This window comes from Bacillus sp. HY001, from assembly GCF_007558965.1.
Lineage (GTDB): Bacteria > Bacillota > Bacilli > Bacillales > Bacillaceae_G > Bacillus_A > Bacillus_A mobilis.
Genome location: NZ_VLTE01000283.1, coordinates 1 through 334 on the forward strand (window position 1 = coordinate 1; position 334 = coordinate 334).

Sequence of the window (334 nt, forward strand, 5' to 3'; positions counted from 1 at the left end):
TAAGAATATGTACAACACCACAAACTTTTATATACGCCAGGTGTACACTGGATTAACACAAGAAAAAGAGTTGCAGCCTTTGCAAAAAGAAGTTCTGGCTAATATTCATAAAAATATTGGTAAGATGAATGACATACAACTTCTTGCCTATCAGAAGAAATTAGAAAAAGAGAAATTAAAACCTAAAGAAGAACAGAAAGAGATTAAATGTAATTTATTTTCAGAACCTAATTTTAAAAAACCTTATGTAGATTACAACTTTCTAGATGCACTATTTAAGGCTATGATTCAAAATGATTATCGAGCTTTGCCTACGCAATGTAGCCAGTCAATC

Annotated in this window: 1 pseudogene; it reads left to right on the plus strand. The window is 30.8% G+C overall.

Annotated features, from left to right (window positions below):
* Nucleotides 1-334: pseudogene (locus tag FOT98_RS31315) on the plus strand (RNA-guided endonuclease InsQ/TnpB family protein); the annotation flags it as partial.